Annotated in this window: 25 protein-coding genes; 7 read left to right on the plus strand and 18 right to left on the minus strand. The window is 40.8% G+C overall.

Annotated elements, in window-relative coordinates; translation table 11 throughout:
* Positions 1-19: 19 nt before the first annotated feature.
* From glnA to PGZ10_RS14450, 12 genes are all read right to left on the minus strand, one after another.
* Positions 20-1,351: a type I glutamate--ammonia ligase gene (gene glnA, locus PGZ10_RS14395; protein WP_118199607.1), complete on the minus strand. Its 1,332-nt coding sequence runs from the start codon at positions 1,349-1,351 to the stop codon at positions 20-22.
* A gap of 219 nt (positions 1,352-1,570) precedes the next feature.
* Positions 1,571-2,560, minus strand: coding sequence for a phosphate acetyltransferase (gene pta, locus PGZ10_RS14400; protein ID WP_195250569.1), 990 nt, complete (start codon positions 2,558-2,560; stop codon positions 1,571-1,573).
* 139 nt (positions 2,561-2,699) lie between these two features.
* A complete protein-coding gene (locus PGZ10_RS14405) occupies positions 2,700-3,404 on the minus strand; it encodes a TetR/AcrR family transcriptional regulator (protein WP_008368506.1) in 705 nt (234 codons plus the stop codon).
* Between the two features lie 204 nt (positions 3,405-3,608).
* The gene (locus PGZ10_RS14410) at positions 3,609-4,925 is read right to left on the minus strand and encodes a sensor histidine kinase (RefSeq protein WP_117836253.1); all 1,317 of its coding nucleotides are present in this window, start codon (positions 4,923-4,925) and stop codon (positions 3,609-3,611) included.
* Positions 4,915-5,595 (minus strand): winged helix-turn-helix domain-containing protein, encoded by a 681-nt coding sequence (locus PGZ10_RS14415; protein WP_055249350.1) that lies wholly within the window; start codon positions 5,593-5,595, stop codon positions 4,915-4,917. The genes PGZ10_RS14410 and PGZ10_RS14415 overlap by 11 nt, the downstream gene beginning before the upstream one ends.
* A 22-nt stretch (positions 5,596-5,617) precedes the next feature.
* Positions 5,618-6,274 carry a phosphate signaling complex protein PhoU gene (gene phoU, locus PGZ10_RS14420; RefSeq protein ID WP_117836255.1) on the minus strand — a complete coding sequence of 219 codons (657 nt, stop codon included), beginning with the start codon at positions 6,272-6,274 and terminating at the stop codon, positions 5,618-5,620.
* Positions 6,275-7,024 carry a phosphate ABC transporter ATP-binding protein PstB gene (gene pstB, locus PGZ10_RS14425; RefSeq protein ID WP_055158199.1) on the minus strand — a complete coding sequence of 250 codons (750 nt, stop codon included), beginning with the start codon at positions 7,022-7,024 and terminating at the stop codon, positions 6,275-6,277.
* Positions 7,025-7,037: 13 nt separating this feature from the next.
* Positions 7,038-7,913 (minus strand): phosphate ABC transporter permease PstA, encoded by an 876-nt coding sequence (gene pstA / locus PGZ10_RS14430; protein WP_442872548.1) that lies wholly within the window; start codon positions 7,911-7,913, stop codon positions 7,038-7,040.
* A gap of 4 nt (positions 7,914-7,917) precedes the next feature.
* Positions 7,918-8,811, minus strand: coding sequence for a phosphate ABC transporter permease subunit PstC (gene pstC, locus PGZ10_RS14435; RefSeq protein WP_008368514.1), 894 nt, complete (start codon positions 8,809-8,811; stop codon positions 7,918-7,920).
* 20 nt (positions 8,812-8,831) lie between these two features.
* Positions 8,832-9,761 (minus strand): substrate-binding domain-containing protein, encoded by a 930-nt coding sequence (locus tag PGZ10_RS14440; RefSeq protein WP_270541697.1) that lies wholly within the window; start codon positions 9,759-9,761, stop codon positions 8,832-8,834.
* A gap of 227 nt (positions 9,762-9,988) precedes the next feature.
* Complete coding sequence (locus PGZ10_RS14445) at positions 9,989-10,696, minus strand: GTP pyrophosphokinase (RefSeq protein WP_022220501.1); 708 nt, start codon at positions 10,694-10,696, stop codon at positions 9,989-9,991.
* 162 nt (positions 10,697-10,858) lie between these two features.
* Positions 10,859-11,695: a glucosaminidase domain-containing protein gene (locus tag PGZ10_RS14450; RefSeq protein ID WP_270541698.1), complete on the minus strand. Its 837-nt coding sequence runs from the start codon at positions 11,693-11,695 to the stop codon at positions 10,859-10,861.
* Between the two features lie 229 nt (positions 11,696-11,924).
* Between PGZ10_RS14450 and PGZ10_RS14455 the strand changes: the two genes are divergently transcribed.
* On the plus strand, positions 11,925-12,188 hold the full coding sequence (locus PGZ10_RS14455; RefSeq protein WP_055158192.1) for a hypothetical protein: 264 nt from the start codon (positions 11,925-11,927) through the stop codon (positions 12,186-12,188).
* A gap of 314 nt (positions 12,189-12,502) precedes the next feature.
* On the opposite strand, the gene PGZ10_RS14460 is transcribed toward PGZ10_RS14455, so the two are convergent.
* Positions 12,503-14,518 (minus strand): beta-galactosidase, encoded by a 2,016-nt coding sequence (locus PGZ10_RS14460; RefSeq protein WP_270541699.1) that lies wholly within the window; start codon positions 14,516-14,518, stop codon positions 12,503-12,505.
* 149 nt (positions 14,519-14,667) lie between these two features.
* Positions 14,668-15,540, minus strand: coding sequence for a phosphoribosylaminoimidazolesuccinocarboxamide synthase (locus PGZ10_RS14465; RefSeq protein ID WP_117559144.1), 873 nt, complete (start codon positions 15,538-15,540; stop codon positions 14,668-14,670).
* Between the two features lie 398 nt (positions 15,541-15,938).
* Between PGZ10_RS14465 and PGZ10_RS14470 the strand changes: the two genes are divergently transcribed.
* Complete coding sequence (locus PGZ10_RS14470) at positions 15,939-17,270, plus strand: threonine/serine ThrE exporter family protein (RefSeq protein WP_270541700.1); 1,332 nt, start codon at positions 15,939-15,941, stop codon at positions 17,268-17,270.
* A gap of 56 nt (positions 17,271-17,326) precedes the next feature.
* Here PGZ10_RS14470 and PGZ10_RS14475 read toward each other — a convergent pair whose 3' ends face one another.
* A complete protein-coding gene (locus PGZ10_RS14475) occupies positions 17,327-18,079 on the minus strand; it encodes a DUF4866 domain-containing protein (protein WP_117824664.1) in 753 nt (250 codons plus the stop codon).
* Between the two features lie 251 nt (positions 18,080-18,330).
* Here PGZ10_RS14475 and citC point away from each other — a divergent pair, with 251 nt between their 5' ends.
* A complete protein-coding gene (citC, locus tag PGZ10_RS14480; RefSeq protein WP_117824665.1) occupies positions 18,331-19,401 on the plus strand; it encodes a [citrate (pro-3S)-lyase] ligase in 1,071 nt (356 codons plus the stop codon).
* An 11-nt stretch (positions 19,402-19,412) separates the two neighbouring features.
* A complete protein-coding gene (gene citX, locus PGZ10_RS14485; RefSeq protein WP_117824666.1) occupies positions 19,413-19,907 on the plus strand; it encodes a citrate lyase holo-[acyl-carrier protein] synthase in 495 nt (164 codons plus the stop codon).
* 63 nt (positions 19,908-19,970) lie between these two features.
* Here the strand turns inward: citX and PGZ10_RS14490 are convergent, their stop codons facing one another.
* Both PGZ10_RS14490 and PGZ10_RS14495 read right to left on the minus strand, forming a co-directional pair.
* Positions 19,971-20,540 (minus strand): GNAT family N-acetyltransferase, encoded by a 570-nt coding sequence (locus tag PGZ10_RS14490; RefSeq protein ID WP_270541701.1) that lies wholly within the window; start codon positions 20,538-20,540, stop codon positions 19,971-19,973.
* A 16-nt stretch (positions 20,541-20,556) separates the two neighbouring features.
* Positions 20,557-20,811 carry an HI0074 family nucleotidyltransferase substrate-binding subunit gene (locus tag PGZ10_RS14495; RefSeq protein ID WP_330414263.1) on the minus strand — a complete coding sequence of 85 codons (255 nt, stop codon included), beginning with the start codon at positions 20,809-20,811 and terminating at the stop codon, positions 20,557-20,559.
* 335 nt (positions 20,812-21,146) lie between these two features.
* Between PGZ10_RS14495 and PGZ10_RS14500 the strand changes: the two genes are divergently transcribed.
* The 3 genes from PGZ10_RS14500 to PGZ10_RS16960 are packed head-to-tail and all read left to right on the plus strand — an operon-like array spanning position 21,147 to position 23,014.
* Positions 21,147-21,518, plus strand: a complete 372-nt coding sequence (locus PGZ10_RS14500; protein ID WP_008368544.1) for a GntR family transcriptional regulator — start codon at positions 21,147-21,149, stop codon at positions 21,516-21,518.
* Positions 21,519-21,521: 3 nt separating this feature from the next.
* Positions 21,522-22,379: an ABC transporter ATP-binding protein gene (locus PGZ10_RS14505; RefSeq protein WP_055158176.1), complete on the plus strand. Its 858-nt coding sequence runs from the start codon at positions 21,522-21,524 to the stop codon at positions 22,377-22,379.
* A 2-nt stretch (positions 22,380-22,381) separates the two neighbouring features.
* Entirely contained in the window at positions 22,382-23,014 is a 633-nt protein-coding gene (locus PGZ10_RS16960) for an ABC-2 transporter permease (RefSeq protein ID WP_117824669.1), read from the plus strand.
* 59 nt (positions 23,015-23,073) lie between these two features.
* Here PGZ10_RS16960 and PGZ10_RS14510 read toward each other — a convergent pair whose 3' ends face one another.
* The gene (locus tag PGZ10_RS14510) at positions 23,074-24,033 is read right to left on the minus strand and encodes a DHH family phosphoesterase (protein WP_270541703.1); all 960 of its coding nucleotides are present in this window, start codon (positions 24,031-24,033) and stop codon (positions 23,074-23,076) included.
* Positions 24,034-24,150 lie beyond the last annotated feature (117 nt).

A 24,150-nucleotide genomic window follows, 5' to 3' on the forward strand; every position in this document is an offset into this window, starting at 1 on the left:
TTAGAATTGGAAAGTTTCTTTAGAATTTCTGTAAGTACTCATTAATTTCCCATTCTGTAACCTGAGTGCGGTATTCTCTGTATTCTGCACGCTTTGACTCGATCAGCTTCTGTGACAGTTCTTCTCCCAGTACTTCCTGCATAAACTGATCTTTCTGGAATTCTGTGATTGCTTCTCTTAAGCTTGCCGGAAGCTCCTCAATTCCAAGTGCATTTTTCACCACATCTGTCATTTCGTAAATATTCTCATCTACACTCTCCGGCGGCAGGATCTTGTTTTTAATTCCTTCCATTCCGGCAGCCAGACATACGGCAAGTGCCAGATATGGATTTGCTGCCCCATCCGGACTTCTGAGTTCAACTCTTGTGCTTTCCCCTGATACCCGTGGAATACGGATCAGAGGAGTCCGATTATTGGCTGACCAGGCAATATATACCGGTGCCTCATATCCGGGAACCAGCCTCTTATAGGAATTCACGATCGGATTTGTGATAAAGCTGATCGCTTTGATATGTCTCATAAGTCCGCCGATAAAATAGTAAGCCTCCTGGCTCAGACCATTCGGATCTTTTTCATCTGCAAAAACATTCTTTCCGTCTCTTGACAGAGACATATTCAGATGCATTCCTGAGCCATGGATACCATCCTTTGGCTTTGGCATAAATGTAGCATGAAGCCCGTGTCTTTTTGCGATTGTTTTGGTAACAAGCTTAAATGTCATGATATTGTCTGCTGCATCCATCGCCTCTGTATATTCCAGATCGATCTCATGCTGTGCCGGTGCCATCTCGTGATGAGACGCCTCCACACCGTACCCCATATCTTCCATTGTAAGAACAATATCACGTCTTGCATTCTCTCCCTGGTCCAAAGGTCCCAGATCAAAATATCCTGCACGTTCATTGGAAATCGTCGTCGGATTTCCCGCATCATCCGTCTCAAACAGGAAAAATTCGCATTCCGGTCCTACGTTAAAGTCATATCCCATCTCTTTTGTCTCGGAAAGTACCTTCTTAAGAACATGTCTCGGATCGCTTTCGTAAGCTGTTCCATCCGGTCTGTAAATATCGCAGATAAATCTTGCAACCTTTCCCTGCTGCGGTCGCCACGGGAAAATTTCAAATGTATTCAGATCCGGGTGCAGATACATATCCGATTCTTCGATTCTGGCAAATCCTTCTATCGAAGATCCATCAAACATACATTTGTTATCCAGTGCTCTCTTAAGCTGGCTTACTGTAATCGCTACATTCTTCATTGTTCCGAAAATATCGGTGAACTGCAGCCTGATAAATCCCACGTCTTCTTCCTCGACAAGATTCAGGATATCTTCTCTCGTATAATTTTTCATACTCATACAAATCCTCCCGTTTTTACTACTCATAAAATGGCGTATTCACACTATCTCGCTTATCAGCCAGGTGATGTACATTCGCCAAATGCAGATCCGTTGTGCAAGCACAAATCTGCACTTGGCTCATCGTATCCACAAAAAGGGCGTTCTCAATCCATTTTGAAAACGCCCTTGTTTGTTATATTATAATTTTCGTCTGAATATTTGTCAATACTCTTAGTCTTCTACGAGTGCTGCTGTAATGATTGCCATAGAATAAACTTCTTCTGCATTGCATCCACGGGACAGGTCGTTGATCGGTGCATTAAGACCAAGAAGGATCGGTCCGTATGCATCAAAGTTACCAAGTCTCTGTGCGATCTTATATCCGATGTTACCTGCGTTGATATCCGGGAAGATAAATGTATTTGCCTGACCTGCTACTTCACTGTTCGGGCATTTTGTTCTTGCAACACGCGGAGATACAGCTGCATCAAACTGAAGCTCTCCTTCGATCGGAAGTGAAGGATACAGTTCTTTTGCTTTTGCCGCTGCATTACGCATCTTATCTACATCTTCACCCTTTCCAGATCCAAGTGTAGAGTAGCTTAAGAATGCAACCTTTGGATCGATACCAAAGTGTTTACCACATTCTGCAACTTCCCATGCGATTTCTGCAAGCTGCTCCTCTGTTGGTTTGAGATTAATCGCGCAGTCACCCATAGCAAGAACTTCGTTCTCACCTGTAGCTGACGGACGAACCAAAATGAAGCAGGAAGATACACAGCTTGATCCCGGTTTGGTCTTGATCAGCTGAAGTGCCGGACGTACGGTATCTGCTGTAGAGTAAGTAGCTCCTCCAAGAAGTGCATCTGCAACTCCCATCTTAACCAGCATGGTTCCAAAATAGTTGTTTCTCTTAAGTGTCTTTGCTGCCTGCTCCGGTGTAACACCTTTGCTCTTACGAAGTTCGCAGAACAGTTCTACCATCTCGTCAAATCTCTCATAATCATCCGGATCAATGATCTCTCCGCCACGGATGTTGTATCCATACTTTTCAGCTGCTTCTAATACTGCTTCTTTATTTCCAACAAGAATTGGTGTAAGGAAGCTTCCTGCTAAAAGACGGGAAGCTGCCTCAAGAATTCTCTCATCTGTTCCTTCTGTAAAAACGATCGTTTTTGGATTTTTCTTCAGCTCTTGAATCATCATGCCGAAGCCTTTCATATTGTCCATTAAATTGCCTCCTTATTTCGTGTGTTCGATACTTTCACATATACTTTACCACGTTTTTTTTGGATTGCAATTTAATTAAATTTTTAACAAGGATTGTATTTAAAAATAACCAAAAACCGGCGTTTTTTCCTTATTTACGGTATCCTTTATAGCCTTTCAAATTGTTGGCAAGAGCCATAACGATCGTATCTACATCATCTACCATCAGTTTTACACGTTCCGGAATCTGCTCTTCCTCTATCCCGTTTTCATATACATCTTTGAAATAGCCTTCAAAGAGCATGCACACCATCCGGTTTAATTTTACTGCATTGTCATATGTAATACCACCAACATTGATACACCGCTTGCACATCTCAAAATCACGTGCCAGAAAGCTTGGTGTCTGAAGCATATTGTAGAAAAAGCGGTTAACATTTACAATATCTTCCGGAAACATTTCATAATATTCCCGCATTGCTTCTTTGAGTTTTACATTGTTATACTCAAAAAATAACAGATTATATGCTTCCGGATTATGAAATGCCTCCGTTGCATAACAATCCCACACACCTACATATACCTGCCACATATTCTTCCAGGATTTCTCAGCCTCATTCAGCCTGTCTATGTAACCGGTTAAAATTCTGAGTTCTGCATAGTATAAAAGTTCAGACACATTATCAAAGTACCTGTACAGACTTGCTGATGAGCACCCCATCTCCTTAGCAATCCTGCGGATAGATACTGCCTGAATCCCTTCTTGCTGAATGATCTCATGTGCTTTCTGGATATAATCCCTTCTGGATAATCCTTTAAAATAATTGCTGCTCGTACTCTGCTTCTGTTCTTCCATAGTTGCCTCTCATTTTCCATGTGAATCTCTACACAGGTTGTATCCGGCACTCTTCCATACCGAATTCAACCATTTTTTAATTTTAGTCATATTACTCTTTATTATACATGATTCTGTTTTTGATATAAAATAGAAAAAAGCTATAATATTTCATAGCTTTTTTCTATACATTATACCTTTAATTTCCCAATTGTAAACAGTTTTTTAACAATGAAAAATAAGCTCCATTTTTGTACCTTTTCCTTCTTCACTTTCCACATGGATTTCTGCGTTATGCAAAAGTGCTCCATGCTTTACAATTGAAAGACCCAGACCTGTTCCGCCGGTCTCTCTGGAATGGCTCTTATCCACCCGGTAAAAACGCTCAAAAATACGCTCCTGATGCTCTTTTGGGATTCCGATTCCGGTATCCTGGACAATGACCTTTTTCCCGTTCAGTGTATTTCCAACCCAGATATTTACTTTTCCATTTTCTTTATTGTATTTGATGGCATTTTCACAGATGTTGTAGATCATCTCATCCAGGATCTGACGGATTCCAAAACATTCCACATGTTCTCCTACCACTTCAACCTGTATTCTGTGTTTTTCTGCCTGAAGTGCCAGACGGCTCACGATCTCCCTTGTCATCTGATACAGATCCACATTCTCTTTTTCAAGCTCCACACTGCCCTCATCCAGTTTTGACAGCTTGATAATATCACCGACCAGGGTGATCATCCTGCTTGCCTCTTTATAGATCCGTTCACTGAATCCCTGCATATCTTCCGATTTTACAAGACCGTTCATCATAATTTCTGCATATCCCGAAATCGAGGTCAGAGGAGTCTTCAGCTCATGGGAAACATTTGCAGAGAATTCTCTCCTCATCTGTTCAATTGCTGCTTTTTCTTTATTCTGCCTGTCAATTCTTTCAAGCAGCGGATGCAACTCTTCATATACATCATTTTCCAGTGGTTCTTCCAGATCCAAATTGTTAATCGGTGCAATCAGCCTTTTCACCTGATGCCTTGTCATAAACCATGCAACACACCCCATCATGACCCCGATCGCAATCATATACGGTAAGATCATAAATGCTGTATTCCAGACCGTATCCATGCCTCTTGACACACGCAGGACAGAGCTATCATCCATCTTCAACGCATAATAGTACATCTCCTGTCCTTTGCTGTCTGACATACGGATATCCTGCCCACTGCCATTTGCCAATGCCTCTTTGAATTCTTTTCTTGATTTGTGGTTTGCCAGCGTTTCCTGATCATTTCCGGTATCATAAAGTACTTTTCCGTCTTTATCGATCCATGTTACCCTGGTGCGCCTACTGACCTTATCCATGGTGCCAAAATATTCTTCTCCGGATATATCTATTGCCGCCCGGATATATTCTGCCTCCTGAACCAGTTCACTGCGCCGGATATCCAGCGCCTGCCGGTAAATAACCAGAGTAACCAGAATATACGAGATCAGGAGTGACATCGTAACCACAAAAATCATACTTTTCTGGATTCTATTTCGCATCGATCTCTCCTATACGGTATCCAACCCCCCGGACAGTCTCAATATATTCTCCTGCCTGTCCCAGCTTCTGGCGCAAGGTTCTTACATGGACATCTACCGTTCTGGTCTCACCGTCAAAATCATATCCCCAGATTTCTTCCAGTAATTTATCTCTTGTCAGAACAATATTCTGATTCTCCATAAGTTTTCTCAATAGCTCATATTCTTTCAATGTTAATGCTACCGGTTCTCCCGCTACCGTTACTTCATGCTTTTTACGGTTCATGCGGATCTCACCCAGCACATAGGTATCATCCTCTTCTTTTTTCGATGTCCGTCTGAGTACTGCACGGATTCTGGATACCAGTTCCATCATTCCAAATGGTTTGGTCACATAATCATCTGCTCCCGCATCCAATCCCATGACCTTGTCATATTCTGCACCCTTTGCCGTAACCATGATGACCGGAATATCTTTGGTTCTCCCGGAAGTCTTCAGCTTCTTCAGGATCTCCATTCCATCTTCTCCCGGGAGCATGATATCAAGCAAAATCAGCTCTGGCAGTTCCTCTGCCAGAGCTTCAAAGAATGATGTGCCTTCTTCAAATCCACGGGCCTCAAATCCCGTAGTTTCAAGTGTATATACTACTAATTCCCGGATGTTCGCTTCATCCTCCACACAAAAAATCATTCTCGTTCTCCTTTAATTTCTTTTAGATTGCAGTTCCGCCTGCATGAATACCTGTAATTGAAAATTCAACCCACTCTGCAATATTTGTTGCATGATCTCCGATCCTCTCCAGATATTTTGCGATCATGATCAGGTCGATTGCCTCATCTCCGGCACTTCCTTTGTGATCGGAAATAAATTTTACCAGATCTCCTTTTACCAGATCAAAAAGATCATCTACCTCATCATCTGCTACCATGACTCTTCTTGCAAGCTCCAGATCTTTCTGTACATAGGCAGATACACTGTCTCTTACCATCTTTACAGTCGCCTCTGCCATCCGGTTAATATCCTTCAGATTCTTTTCCTCTGTTGATTTTGTTGCGATCACAATATCTGCGATATCCGCAGTCTGATCTCCGATACGTTCCATATCCGTGATCATCTTAAGTGATGCCGAGATTCTTCGCAGATCCCGCGCTACCGGCTGCTGCTGAAGTAAAAGCTTCAGGCAGAGATTTTCAATTTCTTTTTCCATCTGATCGATCTCGCTGTCTGCTGTAATGACAGCCTTTGCTCTGGCAATATCATGCCCTTCCAGGGCTCCTGTTGCTTCCTCAATTGCCGTCTCGCAAAGTTCTCCCATATGAATAAGCATCTCATTAAGTTCTTCCAGCTGTCTGTCAAATCTGTTCCGCATTTAACCAAACCTCCCTGTAATATAATCTTCTGTCCTCTTATCGGACGGAATCGAGAATAATTTTTCAGTATCATTATATTCTACAACTTCTCCAAGAAGGAAAAATGCGGTATTGTCCGACACTCGGACTGCCTGCTGCATATTATGTGTTACCATAACGATAGTATAATCTTTTTTCAATTCCATCGCAAGGTCTTCTATCTTGGATGTTGAGATCGGATCCAGTGCGGAAGTCGGTTCATCCATCAGAAGTACTTCCGGTTCTACTGCAAGTGCACGTGCAATACAAAGTCTCTGCTGCTGTCCACCGGACATGCCAAGTGCACTCTTTTTCAGACGGTCCTTACACTCGTCCCAGATAGCTGCATTACGCAGTGATTTTTCTACAATATCATCCAGTTTTGCCTTTGAACGGATTCCATGCGTTCTCGGTCCGTAAGCAATATTATCATAAATGCTCATCGGGAATGGATTTGGTTTCTGGAATACCATTCCGACTCTTTTTCTCAGGACATTTACGTCCATTCCTTTAAAAATATTCTGTCCATCCAGAAGGATTTCGCCGTCAATCCGGCATCCTTCTACCAGATCATTCATACGGTTGATCGACTTGAGAAGTGTGGATTTACCACAACCACTCGGTCCGATAAACGCGGTGATCTTATTTGGCTCGATCTCAAGGTTAATGTTTTTCAGTGCCTTGAAATCGCCATAATATAAATCAAGATTTTTTACACTTATCTTTGACATTTTCTTTTCCTCTCTATGCTTTCGTCAGTTTCTTCGCAACCACACCGGAAAGGGTGTTGATCGCAACAACCAGTACAAGCAAAATAACAGCTGTCGCATACGCCTGGTTCATATACAGCCCTTCGCTTGACAGCATATACATATGAATTGCCAGTGTCCGACCGGAACCAAGTACATTCTTTGGCACCTGTGCAACCGTTCCTGCTGTATAAATCAGTGCTGCCGTCTCTCCTACGATACGTCCAATGGCAAGGATCACACCCGCAAGGATTCCAGGAACTGCCGATGGAAGCACGATACGGAATACAGTACGGAGCTTTCCGGCTCCAAGTCCAAAGCTTCCTTCTCTGTAAGAATCCGGAACTGCTTTAAGTGCTTCTTCTGTCTGGCGCATGATCAGCGGAAGAATCATGATCGATAAAGTAAATGCACCTGCCAGAACGGAAAATCCCCATTTCAGCGTATTCACAAAGAACAGCATACCAAACAGACCATATACGATAGACGGAATGCCCGAAAGAGTCTCCGTCGTCAGGCGGATCACTTCGATAAATTTATTGCCTTTTCCTGCATATTCTACGAGGAAGATTGCGGAAAAGATTCCGAATGGTACTGCAATCAGAAGAGAAAGCAGTGTCATAACGACCGTATTGATCAGCGCCGGTATAACAGATGCATTCTCTGATGTATAATGTAACGAGAACAGAGACGGCTTGATATACGGAATTCCATTTACCAGAATATAAAAGATCAGGAACAAAAGCAGTGCAAATGTGATAAATGCTGCAATCATTACCAGAAGCATCAAAATCATGGACCCCGGATGTCTTAAATAGCTCTTTACCTTATCTGCAAAATTTTCCCGGTTGACTCCAACAGGTTTTTTCATCTGATTACTCATGTTCACCCCTCCTCTTAAGCAGCGCAACACTAAAATTGATGATCAGGATAAATACAAAAAGTACAACTCCTGTAGCAATCAGCGCTTCCCTGTGAAGTCCGGTCGCATATCCCATCTCAATTACAATATTACCAGTCAGAGTACGGACACCGAGCAGAATATTATTGACCAGTCTAGGCTGGTTTCCTGCGATCATAATAACTGCCATAGTCTCACCGATCGCACGTCCGATTCCAAGTACGATTCCTGTGATCACACCGGACTTTGCCGCCGGAATCACAACTTTGAAAATACTTCTTTCCTGGGTTGCGCCAAGTGCCAGCGAGCCTTCATAGTACTGTGGTGGCACTGCACGCATTGCACTTTCTGTTGTCCCGATGATCGTTGGAAGGATCATCATACCAAGTACAATTGATGTAGTCAGGATTCCTTTTCCATCTCCGGATTTTTCAACCAGTCCCATCATCTTTAAAGTTCTTCCAAAGTCCCGAATGATCGGAACTACGATCACCATGCCGAAGAAACCATATACAACTGACGGAATTCCCGCAAGCAGTTCAGTTGCTGCTTTTAACGGTCTGTAAATTTTCTTCGGGCAATACATAGCCATAAATACCGAAGTCAGAATTCCGATCGGCACACCAAATATAATTGCTCCTGCCGTCACATAGATACTTCCGATGATCATCGGAAAAATACCAAAAAGTTCATTTCCCGGACGCCAGATATCACCGGTTATAAATTTTACAAATCCTATCTGTCTGATTGCAGGGATTCCATTTGCAAACAAGAAAATGCAAATGAGAGCTACCGCCAGCACCGAAGTGCAGGCGGCAATGAAGAACACTCCCTGCATGACTTTTTCAGTCCATGCTTTTGATTTCATTCTTTAATTTCCTCTTTTATTTATTTGGAAACTTCATCCCATGTTGTAACATCCCCAACATAGATTGATTTTACCTGATCTGCTGAAAGCTCATCTGCCGTGTTAGCTTTATTTACGATCACTGCAATACCATCTGTTGCGATTACTGTTGCTTCAAGTTCTGAAGCTTCGTCATCTTTCAGTTCTCTGGATGCCATACCAATGTCATAGCTTCCTTCGATCGTAGATGTCATACCTGTTGTAGAATCTGAAGTCTGAAGCTCAATGTCTGCATTTGGGTTTACTTTCTTATATGCTTCAATCAGTTTTTCCATCAGCGGTGATACAGAAGAAGATCCACCTACTACACATTTTCCAGATGGTTTTGATCCTGCATAAGCTTCTACATCCGATACCGGAATGTATTTTTCATTTGATACGATTTCCTGTCCTTCTGTACTCATAATATATGCCATAAAATCTTTTGCAACTTCATTATCAAGATCTTTCTTCACTGCAATATTGAAAGGTCTTGACACTTTGTAAGAACCATTTTCGATATTGTCTGCTGTGGCTTCTGCTCCGTCAATCTTCAGAGCCTTTACGCTGTCATTTAAAGATCCGAGTGATACATAACCGATTGCATATTCGTCACCTGCTACAGTTGTAAGCATTACCGATGTATTATTTGTAATCTGCGCATCTGTTGTTGTCATATCTACTTTCGTTCCGTCTGACTGTTTTTCTTCTATTCCGAACAGCTCAATGAAAGCTCCTCTTGTACCGGATCCATCTTCACGGGATACGATTGTGATATCATTTGATGTATCAAAATCACTTCCGCTATCTGCGCTGCTGTTATCCGTACTGTCCTCTGCGCTCTTGTCAGATGATGATCCTCCGCATCCAACTGCCATTGTTGCTGCCACTGCTGTTACAAGTGCTACTGCCATTAATTTTCTGAATTTCATAATACTAAAATCCTCCGTTTTATGTGTTTTTGTTTTTTCTTTTCTTCACGGTCTCTATCATATAAAATGGTTGTAAAATCTGAAATCCTGGCTGTGTAAAGTTTTTGTTAAATATGATTTTTTCTGTTCAGTGTCAAGAAAGCAGGAGCAGTCAGTTAACGTTGAGTATACTCCTCAACAATCAATTGACTGCTCCTGCTTTCTTATAATTACTTTCTTGTGTTTCTTTATCGGATCATAGGATTCTCAATGATCTCCGCATCCACTTCTTCTGTTTTCTCCGGAACCGGCTTCTCACCGCCTTCTTTCAGACATTCCAGAATTGCTTCATTCAGTGACAGCATCTTGTCATCCAGTGCCGATACCATATCCGCACATTCCTTTAGTTCCCGGCTGATATACTCCGGTGCCTGTCCTTCAAACTTGTAATAAATCTTATGCTCCAGACTCGCCCAGAAATCCATCGCAATTGTCCGGATCTGGATCTCGACCTTCGTATCCACCACACTGTCCGACAGAAAGATCGGAACGGACACCAGCATGTGGTAGCTCTTGTAGCCACTTTCCTTCGGATTCTTGATATAGTCTTTGATCGACAGAACCTTTAAGTCGCTCTGATTCCCGATCATCTCCGCAAGCCGGTAAATATCGGATGTAAACGAACAGATCAGACGGACTCCTGCGATATCATTGACATAGCGTACCATGTTCTCAATACTTGTCTCATATCCGTACCGCTTCAGCTTTTTCACAATACTTTCTGCGGATTTGATCCTAGTCTTGATATGCTCGATCGGATTATATCTGTGTACATGTTGAAATTCATCGTTCAGTATCTCCAGCTTCGTCCCTACTTCTTTCAATGCGGAATTGTAAAGAAACATGACGGTCTTCCAGCTGTCTACATCATCGTAATACTTCATTGCTGACTGCATGTAATCTCCCCTTTTTATGTATACTTCCCTCCGGAATCTATCTCCCTTTTTCGTCCCGAAAGTAAAATCAGTATACCATTTTTTCTCTTTGAAATCTATACAGCCCGGGCAAGCTTCATAGTATTTTAATAAATTAGATAATCTCAATCTGACACATTTCTTTTATTTTCGCATTGCATGAATCATTTCTACAATGTCGTATCCATAACGTTCACCCGTTGCCCAGCCATACCCTTCCGGATTTTCTTTCTGCCCCAGCCATTCCACATACGGTGCACTCCCCTTTGGCACATAAGAGTACCGGTCATCTACACATTCCCCGGAAAGAGCTTCGTCTGTCGCATAAGCTTTCAGATGCTGGATCTGTGCCCGGATCCCAGTTCTGACATCCGGATAGGAATTTCCCGGTACGCCTCCTCCCGTCGTCCCGATCCCGGCAAAATTATACTGGGTGATCTGCATATCCCCGCCGTACTGTAGCCAGCCTGTCTCTTTCATCGCCTGTGCAAATGCAACCTCGGGACGAACGCCTTCTGCCGTGGCTTCTTCATAATACATCTGCGCAAATGTCTCGATATCAGGGGCGCCTCCCTGCGCCAGAACTTCTGCCGGGTAGGTACTTCCGTGCGACTTAAAATAGTTCACCAGCTGCCATGCGCGGATACTGCTGATCCCCATCACCGGATACTGTCCCGGCTGGATGGATGCTTCTACCGCTTCTGCCTCGGCAATGGCTTTTGCTTCGGTGTCTGATAGCTGCTGCACTTCTGTCATCTGGGCTTTAATTGTGCTGTCTGCCTTTGTTGATTCCGTGCTGTCTTTCCTGCTTTTCTCTGTGTTCTTCTGCTTTGCAGTTTTTTCTGATTCTTCTATATAGGTTCTGCCTTTTTCATCTGCGTTCCCGGCTTTGGACTTACCATATATCATACCAATCGATACAAATATCATACAGATTCCCAGTATAACCCGGATTATAGTTTCTCGTTTTATTCCAGACATTTTTCTGATTTCCTGTCTTTTTTCTCTATCCTATTCCATGTTATTGAAAATGATTCTCTTTCTTTCATAAACTTTAGTATCAATATAGCACATCATATCAGAGAATCATAGAATAAAATCTGTCTCCTTTACTTTCTCCCCTAAATCCGCTATACTGAAAATCACTTGATACAAAAACATTCTTCGCCTGACCGGCATTTTTCATATTTATTATAAGGAGGATTTTACCATGTTCCGCTTATGGGGAAAAGAATTTAAAGACAATCATATGATCAAAGACACCACCATCTGTGATGACAGCGACGATACAAGAACCCACAAGATTTTCAATGCTCTGGATGAAATCTGCTATGAATTTGATCTCAGCAAACCGATCTGGCTGGATGTGAATATCAACGAATTCAAGCGGCATTCCAAAGCGAGATTCTATCAGGACAGTTTCGTGGATTCAATTGATTTTGATTTTCTGGAAATCCAGGTGATTGAAGAATAGAAAAAGAGAGGATTTTTCAGCCGCATGAAAAATCCTCTCTTCTTCTATCTCTTCGTTTCATCCGAATAAATTCCACTGGAAAGATATTTCTTTTCCTTGTTTACCTATCTATTTAATAGGTTTTTGTTGTTTTGAATTATATCGTCTTATAACATATATGCCAAGTATGAAAACTATGTTTTTATTTTTGTACAATCCAAACAGCATCTCTCCTGACATCTTCCTGTTAAATAAAAAGAAACAGAAATCCCAGACAGCTTTGCTTTAGCATCTGTCTGAACTTCCTGTTTCTTTTTATATTTCTCTCAAATTTTTTATTCTTCTAGAATCTTCACCCCAAACTTCGGAAGCATTTCTCCCTTTTCTACAGCATTTCCACTTAATAGATCCATCTTTCCTGCAAATTCTTCCGGAATTTTCAGATCTTCATCCTTAAAGTTCATCACAAAGTAGAAACTCTTCTCTTCTCCGTTACGTTTTACAATCTCCAGTCCGTTACCATTTTCTGCAACCGGATTTACCCTGGCATCTTCTGCTGCCATAGTAAGAATCTTATCTGTTCCAACAACTTCCATACAGCTTCCAATATAATATAATTTTCCTTTTCCATAATCATGTCTGGTCACTGCCGGCATGCCTGCATAGAAATCTTCGGCATATTCACCCAGTGCCTCCGCACCTTCCAGATGCATCAGATCACAGACGATCTTACATTTACTCTGGCTTCCGTCCTTAAAAGTTACTATATTATACTGTTCCGGCGCAAGAGCATCAATTTCTTCTACCCAGATACCGGCCATCTCTTTTAATGGTCCCGGATATCCGCCCAGATATACATTGTCCGACTCACCAACGATACCACTCATATAAGTCGTCACCAGAATACCGCCATTTTTTACATATTTCTCCAGTGCTTCCTTCATCCCCGGTTTTACCATATAAAGAACCGGTGCTACAATCATCTTATATTTAGAAAAATCTGCATCTACCGGAATCATTGTAACCCCCATATTATGATCATAGAAATAGCGGTAATACCGATGGATCTGATCCACATATTTGAGACTGATGGATGGTCCACTTGTGTATTCCAATGCCCAATAGTTATCCCAGTCAAAGATTACACCGACCTCTGCTTCATTAACAGTTCCCGGAATCACATTACTCAGTTTTTCCAATTCTTCACCTAACTGTTTCACTTCGCGGAACACTCTTGTATTTTCCGTTCCGGCATGAGCAATGACTGCTCCGTGGAACTTCTCACATCCGCCTACACTTCGGCGCAACTGAAAGAACTGGATTGTATCCGCACCGTGCGCCATGGTCTGATAGCTCTGCGCGCGCATCTGACCCGGACGTTTAAGTGAGTTATATGGCTGCCAATTCTGTTGGCTCGGTGTCTGTTCCATCAGCATAAACGGCTGATCTTTGAGTCCACGCATCAAATCATGCTTCATTGCGACCAGACTCCATGGTGTATTATAAGAAGGATAATTATCCCAGGAGATCACATCCATTTCCTTTGCCCATTTGAAATAATCAAGTCCTTTAAAGGTTCCCATCATATTTGTAGTGATCGGTGTCTCTTTGTCAAATTTACGGATTGCTTCTTTTTCCATCTTGAAGTTATTCAGCATTCCGTCTGAATTAAAGCGACAATAATCAATCGATAGTCCGGCAAAAGCTGTCATATGCGGTTCTGCCGCATCTTCAATCCCGTCACCAAGAGCATCCGGAAGTACTACTTCATCCCAGTCATAAATCGTATGTCCCCAGAATTCGGTATTCCATGCTTTGTTCAGTTCATCCAGAGTCTGATACTTCCCGCGCAGCCATACGCGGAACGCTTTTTCACAGTTTTCACAATAACATTCTCCACCGTATTCATTGCTGATATGCCAGCAGGTCACATGCGGATTGTCCCCGTAACGCTCAGCAAGTTTACCTGCAAGACGGGATGCAAACTTCTGAAACACCGGAGAATTCGGGCATGCATTGTGGCGCTGACCGAATTTGTGATGTCGTCCCTCGTAATCCGTTCTCGCTACTTCCGGATATCTTTTTACCATCCATGCCGGAAGCGCGCCTGTTGAAGTTGCAAGCACGATATCATAGTTCTCCCGGCTCAGCATATCAATGATCTCATCCAGTTCTGTAAAATTATAGATTTCTTCTGAAGGCTGGATCTTCGCCCACGAAAATACATTGATCGTAGCACTGTTGATCCGGGCATCCTTGAAAATGCGCATATCTTCTTTCCAGATCTCTTTTCCCCACTGATTCGGGTTATAATCTCCACCGTATAAAATTCTCTTAAATGGTCGTTTCATAATATCTCCTTTTTCTTCTTTTTCTTTTCTGCAACTGATATTCTGTCTTAATTATACCAAAACTGGACAGTTTTACCAGTGCAAAAAGACCGGCAGTCTCAAACCGCCGGTCCTTTCGTCATATTTTATTCTCATGGCATGTGATGTAATTATGCAAGTTTTTCGCCTGTGAGCATCTCATATGCCTGCAGGTATTTTTCGATTGTCTTATCCACGATCTCCTGTGGAAGTGTCCAGTTGTTATCTGGATTAGCTGTAAGCCAGTCACGTGCAAACTGTTTGTCAAAAGACGGCTGTCCGTGTCCCGGTTCATATCCGTCCGCCGGCCAGAATCTTGAACTGTCCGGTGTCAGCATCTCATCACCAATCACCATATTGCCTTCTTCATCAAGACCAAATTCAAATTTGGTATCTGCAATGATAATTCCTTTGCTGAGTGCATATTCTGCACATTTTTTGTAAAGAGCAATGGTGTTATCACGAAGCTTTTCAGCTAATTCTTTTCCTCTTCCCGGAAAATATTTTTCCAGGTGATCTACACTCTGTTCATAAGAGATATTTTCATCATGATCACCAATCTCAGCTTTTGTAGATGGTGTATAAATCGGTTCTGGCAGTTTGTCAGATTCTTTTAATCCTTCCGGAAGTTTAATTCCACATACTGTGCCATTTTCCTGATAGCTCTTCCAGCCGCTTCCTGTGATATAACCACGAACGATACATTCGATTGGAAGCATGTTGAGCTTTTTACACATCATGGATTTTCCTTCATATTTCTCCTGTTGGAAGAATTCCGGCATCTCTTTTGTATCTACAGAAATCATATGGTTCGGAAGAATATCTTCTGTCATATCAAACCAGAATTTTGACATCTGTGTCAGAACAGTACCTTTCTTAGTCACTTCATTGTTAAGAATTACGTCAAAGCAGCTGATACGGTCTGTTGCAACCATGATCAGGCTGTCGCCATTGTCATAAATCTCACGTACTTTACCTTCTTTGATCGGTTTTAATTCCTGCATGTTCTTACACCTCATTGATTCATTTTCTTAATAAATAAACGGAGTTTTCTTAACTCTCAATAACCGTAACACCTAACATAATGAGTGTCAAGAAAAACAGGCTTTCTTGCTTATTAGCATTTTTTATTAGCATTTATTACTTTAAAAACTGCCGGTATTTTCTACATACTTTTTCTTATACACATTAGACAAAAAATGGTTTTTCATTTTATGCACATTGCCTCGGTCATGTTTTTAAATCCACATTGGCATATCCGTATCCTTTTTCAGGATTTCTCAACTCTTCTATTGACTTTTGCATTTCGATGATTATACTTTATTATGATAAATCAATATCAATAATACATATTTAATATATTGTTCATATATTATTGGTATAGCAAAAGGAAGTGAAATTTATGCAGCAAGGCATAATAGAAAAAAATCATATGGACATTCTATGGCATGATTATGCACTGAATAAAGAAGATACCATTCCTATCACAAAGGCCGGGCTAATTGAAAAAGCCTCCGTTGTCGGTAGATGTGGCATGATGCTTCTTTCCTGTGGAACCGGAGCATGGCGTGTTCGAAGCTCCATGAATACCCTTTCCAGAGAACTGGGAATCACCTGTACCGCCGACATCGGCCTGATGTCCATTGAATACACCTGTTTTGACGGTGAAAACTGTTTTTCACAGTCGCTGTGTCTGACCAATACCGGTGTTAATACTTCGAAATTGAACCGACTGGAAAACTTCATCAACGATTTCCCAACAAAGGAAAAATATCTTTCCGGTGAACAGATTCATTCTTATCTGGATGAGATTGAACGGATCCATGGCCTTTACTCTCCAGTTGCACTCGGATTTGCCGCAGCATTTGCCTGTGGGGCATTTACCTTTCTCCTTGGTGGCGGACCGGTAGAAATGCTTCTTGCTTTTTTCGGTGCCGGTATCGGCAACTTTGTAAGATGTAAACTGACTAAGCATCATTTCACATTATTCTTAGGCATTACTGCCTCTGTTGCTGCTGCCTGCCTTATCTATGCTACACTTTTAAAAACAACTGAACTGTTGTTCGGCATTTCTCTTGCTCATGAAGCCGGATATATATGCTCTATGCTTTTCATCATTCCCGGTTTTCCATTTATCACCAGCGGAATCGACCTTGCAAAACTGGATATGCGATCCGGCCTGGAACGACTTGCTTACGCAATGATCATCATTCTTGTCGCAACCTTGACCGCCTGGATCATGGCACTTATCCTTCATTTAAAGCCAAGTGATTTCCCACCTCTTTCTCTCGCACTCTGGCAACATATACTATTCCGGCTTCTCGCCAGCTTCTGCGGGGTGTTCGGCTTTTCTGTTATGTTCAACAGTCCTAAAGAACTCTCTGCCACAGCCGGTATCATTGGAGCAATTGCCAATACACTCCGTCTTGAACTGGTAGACTTGGCCTCTCTGCCTCCTGCAGCCGCAGCTTTTATCGGTGCCCTGACTGCCGGAATTCTGGCTTCTGTATTAAAAAGCAAAATCGGTTACCCGAGAATTTCTCTGACTGTACCTTCTATTGTCATCATGGTACCGGGACTTTATCTTTACCGGGCAATCTATAATCTTGGAGTGATGTCTCTGCAAACCTCTACATCCTGGTTTGCAGCTGCAATACTTATCATTCTTGCCTTGCCTCTTGGACTTATCTTTGCAAGAATTCTGACAGACAAGACATTCCGTTATTGCACGTAAAAAAGAATTTTAAATAAAAAGATGCATCTGATCTTTTTTCAACCAGATGCATCTTTTTATTTACCATATACAATTTGATCCGCTTTTTCTATATGCCTTTCCAGTCTGTCAGAAAAGTGTTCCAGCGGAAGGAAAACCCCCATTTCATCAAATCTTTTTCCTTCTTCCTGCAAGAAATCCTGTCCGTAATATACCACAGAACTTGGCAGTTCCTTTTGAAGTTCCATCATAATATCCCACACAGCTGCATAAGCTTCAGCCTCCGTCTTTTTTTCTTTTACGGTATCCGGAAGTTCATAAACCAGAAGTATTCCGTTATGCTCTCCCATCTTATATTCCTGTGTTTCCATTGTTTCTGAATCATAACAATGCCTTTTCTTATATCCATGTGCCAGATACATTTTTACTTTATCACGCTTCTGATAAACTTTTCGAAATTTTTCATATTCTTTTTCCTTTACATGAATCGGAAGATTTTCCAGAAGCTTTCCCTCTTCATCTGTCAAAAAATAAGGATTTGTCTGTCCATCCGCATTAAATTTAAACGGTATCAGAAAAGCATTTCTTAAAAGATCGAACATACTGTTTTGGCACACAGCCATGAGAAATGCAGTCAGATCTTTATTTTCATATGCATCGAATAATGCAGCGGTGAACTGCTTTGCGGGAAGATTCTCTGTCACAAACTCATCTCCGGAATCAATGGCATCATAAAAAGTTCTTTTCAGTCGCCTGCATGCCTCCGGGTTTGCAAGAATCTTGTCAAATAACATCTCGGCTTTTTCTTCTCTTGGAAAAATGGTTGCCATATCTATCCTTCCTTTACTATAAATCATACGATTATTTTTTATCCGACTATATTATAGGGTTATCCTGGTTATTAGTAAATTACATAATTCATATTGTGATCATATCAATATGACATAAATCCAATTTGTATTTTTTTAAGAATAATGCCTGATTTCTTTCTTGAATCCATGCTCCTCTTTACATTTTCTATACACATGTTAAAATAATTTCATCAAATATTTTGAGCTATTGTGCAGAAAGGAATTTATCTATGTCAGATTATTATATTTCTCAAATCTATCCTTCTGACAAGCGAGCCAACGATGAAGTGGACGCGCTCCTTATCTCAGAAGGGATCCGCAGAGATGCTAACCTGGATTACACCTGCGGCATGTATGACGATGAGATGCACATTATCGCAACAGGAAGCTGTTTTGGCAACACCTTACGATGTTTTGCCGTAAGCCATGAACATCAGGGAGAAGGACTGATGAATTCCATCGTCTCTCATCTGATTGAATTTCAGTTTTCAAGAGGGAATACACACCTTTTTCTTTACACCAAATGTAATTCTGCCAAGTTCTTCGGTGATCTTGGATTCTATGAAATTGCCCGGATCGATGGACAGATTGTCTTCATGGAAAACCGAAAAACCGGATTTCAGAATTATCTGCGTACTTTTGCAAAAGATGCACTTCCAGAAGAATTGACTGCTGAGACTCCCACCAGAAAGATTGCTGCTCTCGTCATGAACGCCAACCCGTTTACCCTCGGACACCAGTATCTTGTAGAAAAAGCGGCTGCTGAAAATGATCTGCTTCATCTCTTCATTGTCAGTGAAGATGCCAGCCTGGTTCCATTCAAGATCAGAAAACAACTCGTCATGAAAGGAACAGCACACTTGAAAAACATCTGTTATCACGACAGTGGTCCATATATTATCAGCAATGCTACTTTTCCAAGCTATTTCCAGAAAGATGAGAATGCAGTGATTGAAAGCCACGCCATGCTGGACCTGACGGTATTTACGCAGATTGCAAAGGTGCTCAGTATCACTCGCCGTTACGTAGGGGAAGAGCCTACTAGCCTGGTTACCGGAATCTATAACCGGATCATGTCTGAAAAATTACCGGAACAGGGCATCGAATGTATCGTTGTCCCAAGAAAGACCTGTGAGGATACACCGATCAGCGCTTCCAATGTACGTCTTGCCCTGCAAAATGGTGACTATGATACCCTTTCGAAGCTGGTACCGCAAACCACACTGGATTATTTCAAAAGTCCGGAAGCAATTCCTGTAATCGAACGGATCAGACAACAAGAAAATGTTATTCATTATTAGGAGGATCTGCTATGAAAGGACAGGAAGTAGTATTAACCGACATGCTCGCCTGCCGCGAGCGCCGCGTTAATATACAAAATGAATATATTCAAAGATATCATTGCCCAGTGATTTCATTCTGCATGAATATTCCGGGACCTATAAAGACGAATGAACAGATCAAAAAAGCATTCCTTTCCGGAAAGGAAGCACTTTTTGCTGTATTACAAAAAGAGAACATTCCGATTCTTACCCAAACTGAGTTTGATGAGAAGACTGGAAATGAAATTATTCTTACAGTCGACTATCCGGCAGATAAAATTAAAGAACTAACAACAGAACTCGAAGAAAGCCATCCCTTCGGACGTCTTTTTGATATGGATGTGATTGGAACAGACGGAGAAAAACTCTCCCGCGGCGTCTACCGCAAATGTTTGATCTGCGGCTGTCAGGCACAGGAATGTGCCCGGTCACGAAAGCATACCGTCGCTGAAATGCAGGCGAAGATCGAAGAGATGCTCTCATAACAATATTGAGAAACGGGAGAATGCATTTTCAAACAGCATTCTCCCGTTTTTTAATTTCCATCACTATATTTCTGAAAATCTCTTTACCTGCTCCGGTTTCTCCGGATGTTCTCCTATCATCTTCTCCATCCAGACCATATGGTACCAACGCCCAAATTTATAACCACACTTCCGGAATTCTCCGATCAAACGGTATCCCAGATGTTCATGGAACTGCTTGCTGTTCTTTGTCAGATATTCATCGTCTTCTTCCGGATATCCAATGCATGCATATAGATTGATGATATTCTGTGCTTTCAGTGCAGTTTCAAGTGCCTGATAAAGCAGTTTTCCAACACCACTGTGCCTGCAACCCTTCTTTACATAAATCGTAGTTTCTGCCGACCAGTCATATGCAGCCCGTCCATAAAAAGCTCCTGCATATGCATAACCGATAATCTCGCTGTCTCTTACTGCCACCAGATACGGATATTTTTTCAGTGTGTGACGAATCCGTCCGGTAAACTCTTCCAGTGTCGGAACATCATATTCAAATGTAATTGCTGTGTCCGTTATATATGGTGCATAGATACTTAAAATTTCTGCTGCGTCCGCTTCGGTTGCCGGACGGATCTTGATTTCATTTGTATTCATTTTATGCTCCTGACTACTATATCCAATTCCTGTCAATTTCTTCTTTTAATTCACAGAACATTTTATAAAACTTCTGTTTTGCCTGCGTAATAATCCCCATTGCAATCTTTCGGTTATAAGAATGTATTACATTATTTCTTTCTTGTAATGCAGATAACCATAGTTCTTCATCCTTTATCATACCTGCTTTATATACTGTTTTGAGAATCATTTTCGGAGAATCTGTTGCTCCTTCTGCAAATCCATGTATCTCCAATATTTCTTTCATCATCTTCCATGACTGCTACACAATGTATATCATGTTTTTTTGCAAATGAAATAATTTCGTCTATAACTTCCGTTTTTATTCCTGTATTCGCAAAAGTCTGCATTTTTCCTTCCTCCCACTACCATAACTTTAATCAGAGAAATCATTATATTTATTCTCCTACTCTTCATACATTGATTTCTCCAGATATTATTCGACTGGTAATTCCGTTTAATCTATAAAAATTATCATACCATGAATCAAATTTCTATACAAGCAGGATTGTTTCTCTTGACACACCTTCGCTAACTGTATATACTGTATATATACAGTTATAACATTTTAAGCGAGGTGAAAACGTGAATATATTCATAGATAACAAAAGTGGTGCACCCATCTATGAACAGATTTTTACACAACTCAAATCGCAAATTATAAGTGGAACATTGCCATCTGACGAAGCTCTTCCTTCCATTCGAAGCCTTGCCAAAGATCTACGAATCAGTGTCGTAACAACCAAGCGGGCTTACGATGAACTGGAAAAAGAAGGTTTTATTTACACGATTGCAGCAAAGGGCTGTTTCGTTGCTCCACTTAATACGGATCTTTTGCGTGAAACAAATCTGAAAAAAATTGAAGACTACATGGAAAAAATAGTACATCTTGCAGCTTCCTGTAATCTAAGCGAACAGGAACTTACTGAGATGCTTCATTTCATGATGGAGGAATAGCTTATGACCACATTTGAAACAAATGCTTTAGAAATAAACGATTTGAATAAGAACTATCCTGGATTTTCCCTGAATCATCTAAATCTCACTCTTCCCAGTGGATGTATCTTAGGACTCATCGGTGAAAATGGTGCCGGAAAAACTACCACCATTAAACTAATTCTGGATATCATAAAAAAAGACAGCGGTTCGATTCGAATTCTTGGAAGAGACTGCACTTCTGCTACTACTATCTTGAAAGAAGAAATTGGCGTTGTATTAGATGAAGTTGGTTTTCAGGAATGCCTGACTCCTTTACAGATTGGACGCATTATGAAGGATATTTTCCACAACTGGGATCCTTCTCTATACGACCAATATCTCCAAAAATTTAACCTTCCAAATAAAAAAGAATTTGGTAAGTTTTCAAAAGGAATGAAGATGAAACTGGGAATTGCAGTTGCTCTCTCTCATCATCCTAAACTTCTGATCCTTGATGAAGCAACAAGCGGTCTTGATCCTGTAATGCGCGATGAAATCCTTGATATTTTCAATGATTTTACCAGAGATGAATCTCATGCAATTTTAATTTCTTCCCATATTGTAAGTGATCTGGAGAAAATTTGTGATTATGTTGCCTTTCTTCATAAAGGTAACCTTGTTCTTTTCGAAGAAAAAGACCGGCTTCTGGAAAAATACGGTATCATTCAATGTACAGAGGAACAGCTTCAGGAACTCAATCAATCTGCGGTCATCGGAGTCAAATACTCTTCTTACAATGTAGAAGCAGTAGTTCTTCGAGATCAGATTCCGGAAGGATTTAAGGTACATCCGATCAGTATAGAAGATTTGTTTATTTTTATGATAAAGGGGGTTCACTGAATATGAAAGGATTACTTCGTAAAGATCTTTATCTGATGATAAAATATTGTCGTTTATTTTTTATTCTGATTATTGTATTTTCCTTTGCCGGAGCATGGAATAACAATCTGTTTTTTGCATTATATCCTATTACAATTTCCAGTATTATCCCGGTAAACCTGCTTTCTTACGATGAAAAATCAAATTGGAGTCTCTATGCCTGTACCTTTCCCTGTAGCCGGAAAGAAATTGTATCCTCCAAATATATTTTAACAGTATGTACCCTTACACTTTCTGCCATCATTGTTGAAGTAGTGCAAACAATCAACATGATTATAAGACACAACTTTCATATTTCCGGTCTTCTTACTATTTTTACAATTATCTTTATAACCGGATTACTGCCACCTGCCTTTATGTTTCCGTTTACCTTCAAACTAGGTGCTGAGAAAGGTCGGTTTGCTTATTATATTGGATTTATTTTATTTTTCGCATTGCTTGGTTCGTTGCAATCTGTCATAAAAAATTTGCCTCTCGGACTTGCACATTTCCCTTTCCGAAGTGACTATATTTTGATTCTTTTTTTCATAGGTTTATTACTGTATATAATTTCCTGGATTCTATCCATAAAATTCTATCAGAACAGGGAATTCTAACATCATTATAGAAAGAAACAGCGGTTTACTTCCTTTTTTGTAAACCACTGTTTCTTTTTTTATTTCATGATTTTTTCCATTCTCTCTTTGATAATGTCTGCAATTTCCCATCCTGCATAACTTTCGCAGATACAATCTCTTGAAATCACACCGCCGGCTTTATCTATATGGCCACCACCGCTTCCGATTCCATCGCAGAGCTTTTCTGCCACTTCATTTGCAAGATACTCCCGATCCGCGCTTCTTATTGAAACCTGATATCCAGTGTCAATATCCGTATATGCAATGCTAACTTTGGCAACATCAACCTTTATCGCCATATCACCAATGATTCCAAGCACTGATTGCTCACAATGCATTGCACTGATCAAAAGATATTGCTTCTTTTTATCAAAATATGCATGGTACAAAGCTTCTCCTGCAATCATGAGGTCCTCCAGACTCATGGATGATTTTTTTAACCGTTCCAGTTCCGGATAATCTTTGCTTAACTCATCGCGCATCGCAATGTCATGCTTCTTGTACAAATCTACATAGGAAGAAGTATCTGTATACAATCCATATAAAAATGCAATACTTAACTTTTCATTCGCCTTTACATCATATCCTTCTTCTTTCAAAAGTTCCCAGACAATTGTAGAACAGCTTTGATAAGAATAGTCAATAAAAGCATTTTCTGTTTTTTTCATGGAAGGCATATGATGATCGATCATTGCTATATTATCCGCTTCAAAACGATATACATTTCCTCTTCCATATTGCCCATCAACCAGCAGTAGAAGATCTGTCTTTGGTAACTCTTTTACGTATTCTACCGGAATCTCACAGATATCAATCATGTACAAAAGATCTTTTTTTTGGATTTCATAATCTCCACTGTAAATAATTGACACATTGATATCGTGTAGTTTTAAATATGTATACACCCCATATGCCGCAGCCAGTGCATCTGCATCTGGACTGTTATGACATTGAATACATATATTTTTGTACTTTAATAGCTGATTTAAAAAACCCATTTGCTCATGCCTCTTAAATTACTCTCATTCTTTCAGCATATTACCACATTTTTCCTTAAAGGTAAATAATTTCCTATGTAATATATGTAATAAAAAAACTGCAAACCCTTACGGTCT

The organism is Coprococcus sp. AF102-57 (assembly GCF_027686195.1).
Lineage (GTDB): Bacteria > Bacillota > Clostridia > Lachnospirales > Lachnospiraceae > Allocoprococcus > Allocoprococcus comes.

What these genes read in the sequence shown, in the direction of transcription:
- PGZ10_RS14415 (WP_055249350.1), bottom strand. Translation starts at nt 5,595, where the DNA reads ATGATTTTTTGTGTGGAGGATGAAGCGAACATCCGGGAATTAGTAGTA.
- pstB (WP_055158199.1), bottom strand. Translation starts at nt 7,024, where the DNA reads ATGTCAAAGATAAGTGTAAAAAATCTTGATTTATATTATGGCGATTTC.
- citX (WP_117824666.1), top strand. Translation starts at nt 19,413, where the DNA reads ATGAAAGGACAGGAAGTAGTATTAACCGACATGCTCGCCTGCCGCGAG.
- PGZ10_RS14460 (WP_270541699.1), bottom strand. Translation starts at nt 14,518, where the DNA reads ATGAAACGACCATTTAAGAGAATTTTATACGGTGGAGATTATAACCCG.
- pstA (WP_442872548.1), bottom strand. Translation starts at nt 7,913, where the DNA reads ATGAAAAAACCTGTTGGAGTCAACCGGGAAAATTTTGCAGATAAGGTA.
- pta (WP_195250569.1), bottom strand. Translation starts at nt 2,560, where the DNA reads ATGAAAGGCTTCGGCATGATGATTCAAGAGCTGAAGAAAAATCCAAAA.
- PGZ10_RS14465 (WP_117559144.1), bottom strand. Translation starts at nt 15,540, where the DNA reads ATGCAGGAATTAAAACCGATCAAAGAAGGTAAAGTACGTGAGATTTAT.
- PGZ10_RS14510 (WP_270541703.1), bottom strand. Translation starts at nt 24,033, where the DNA reads ATGGGTTTTTTAAATCAGCTATTAAAGTACAAAAATATATGTATTCAA.
- PGZ10_RS14440 (WP_270541697.1), bottom strand. Translation starts at nt 9,761, where the DNA reads ATGAAATTCAGAAAATTAATGGCAGTAGCACTTGTAACAGCAGTGGCA.
- PGZ10_RS16960 (WP_117824669.1), top strand. Translation starts at nt 22,382, where the DNA reads ATGAAAGGATTACTTCGTAAAGATCTTTATCTGATGATAAAATATTGT.
- PGZ10_RS14450 (WP_270541698.1), bottom strand. Translation starts at nt 11,695, where the DNA reads ATGTCTGGAATAAAACGAGAAACTATAATCCGGGTTATACTGGGAATC.
- PGZ10_RS14490 (WP_270541701.1), bottom strand. Translation starts at nt 20,540, where the DNA reads ATGAATACAAATGAAATCAAGATCCGTCCGGCAACCGAAGCGGACGCA.
- PGZ10_RS14445 (WP_022220501.1), bottom strand. Translation starts at nt 10,696, where the DNA reads ATGCAGTCAGCAATGAAGTATTACGATGATGTAGACAGCTGGAAGACC.
- pstC (WP_008368514.1), bottom strand. Translation starts at nt 8,811, where the DNA reads ATGAAATCAAAAGCATGGACTGAAAAAGTCATGCAGGGAGTGTTCTTC.
- PGZ10_RS14495 (WP_330414263.1), bottom strand. Translation starts at nt 20,811, where the DNA reads ATGATGAAAGAAATATTGGAGATACATGGATTTGCAGAAGGAGCAACA.
- PGZ10_RS14505 (WP_055158176.1), top strand. Translation starts at nt 21,522, where the DNA reads ATGACCACATTTGAAACAAATGCTTTAGAAATAAACGATTTGAATAAG.
- PGZ10_RS14470 (WP_270541700.1), top strand. Translation starts at nt 15,939, where the DNA reads ATGCAGCAAGGCATAATAGAAAAAAATCATATGGACATTCTATGGCAT.
- PGZ10_RS14405 (WP_008368506.1), bottom strand. Translation starts at nt 3,404, where the DNA reads ATGGAAGAACAGAAGCAGAGTACGAGCAGCAATTATTTTAAAGGATTA.
- glnA (WP_118199607.1), bottom strand. Translation starts at nt 1,351, where the DNA reads ATGAAAAATTATACGAGAGAAGATATCCTGAATCTTGTCGAGGAAGAA.
- PGZ10_RS14410 (WP_117836253.1), bottom strand. Translation starts at nt 4,925, where the DNA reads ATGCGAAATAGAATCCAGAAAAGTATGATTTTTGTGGTTACGATGTCA.
- citC (WP_117824665.1), top strand. Translation starts at nt 18,331, where the DNA reads ATGTCAGATTATTATATTTCTCAAATCTATCCTTCTGACAAGCGAGCC.
- phoU (WP_117836255.1), bottom strand. Translation starts at nt 6,274, where the DNA reads ATGCGGAACAGATTTGACAGACAGCTGGAAGAACTTAATGAGATGCTT.
- PGZ10_RS14455 (WP_055158192.1), top strand. Translation starts at nt 11,925, where the DNA reads ATGTTCCGCTTATGGGGAAAAGAATTTAAAGACAATCATATGATCAAA.
- PGZ10_RS14475 (WP_117824664.1), bottom strand. Translation starts at nt 18,079, where the DNA reads ATGGCAACCATTTTTCCAAGAGAAGAAAAAGCCGAGATGTTATTTGAC.